Origin of the sequence: Streptomyces tateyamensis (genome assembly GCF_003205575.1) — a bacterium.
GTDB lineage: Bacteria > Actinomycetota > Actinomycetes > Streptomycetales > Streptomycetaceae > Kitasatospora > Kitasatospora tateyamensis.
Genome location: NZ_PYBW01000093.1, coordinates 1 through 773 on the forward strand (window position 1 = coordinate 1; position 773 = coordinate 773).

Sequence of the window (773 nt, forward strand, 5' to 3'; positions counted from 1 at the left end):
TCCTGCTGAAACACCGAGGCTGATGGCGGCTGCGGTCTGGTGTTCGGCCTCGATCCTTCAGCGGCTTGTGGTCGGTGATCGGATCGGCAGTTCGCCCGTAATGTCCCGATGCCGTTCGGGGCGGGCCGTCGCATGACGCTGCGGGTGCGCCGGATTCCACGGGTCCGGAGGTGCTTTCCTTCCAGGTCGTCGGGTCGGTGACCGGCAGTCAGGTGACGGCCGGGAGCTGGGTGAGCCGCTGCCAGGCGAGGACGAACACGTCGGCCCAGGGCCAGGTGCGGTCGATCCGCAGCCAGCGGCGACGGGCGTGGGCGGCGAGGCGCGCGGGCAGGTGGTAGAGCCGGTACCGCATCGTGTCCGGCTCGGCCCGCTCCAGGTCGTCCTGGTCGTGCAGGGCCAGCAGGCGGACCCAGCAGTCCAGGTCGTGACCGAGGTTCGCGGCGAGCATCCAACCGCGGTTCACCTCCCACGACTTGCTCGGAAGATTCCGAAGCCCCATCGCCTTGTCCGCTCTCACCCGGTCCTCCACCACGGCGTGCTCGCGGGCGACGGCATCCAGCCACTGCGGCTGGTGGGAGCCGGCGATGCCCCACATGTGCCGGATGTTGGTCGCGATCACGGAGTACTTCCAGCCCGTCTTCAGCTCGAACGCGGTGAGCTTCTTCCTGTGGCGGCCGGCGGGCCTCACCCGGCGGACCAGCAGCCGCATCCCGTCGGGCCAACCGGGCCGGTTGCTCAGTCCGGTCAACTCCTCGATGCCGTAGTCCTCCTGG

At 69.6% G+C, this 773-nt stretch carries 1 protein-coding gene; it reads right to left on the minus strand.

The window, feature by feature from the left end; genetic code table 11:
- Nucleotides 1-208 precede the first annotated feature (208 nt).
- A partial coding sequence (locus tag C7C46_RS23750) for a transposase (RefSeq protein ID WP_181442490.1) occupies nt 209-773 on the minus strand: 565 nt, incomplete at its 5' end.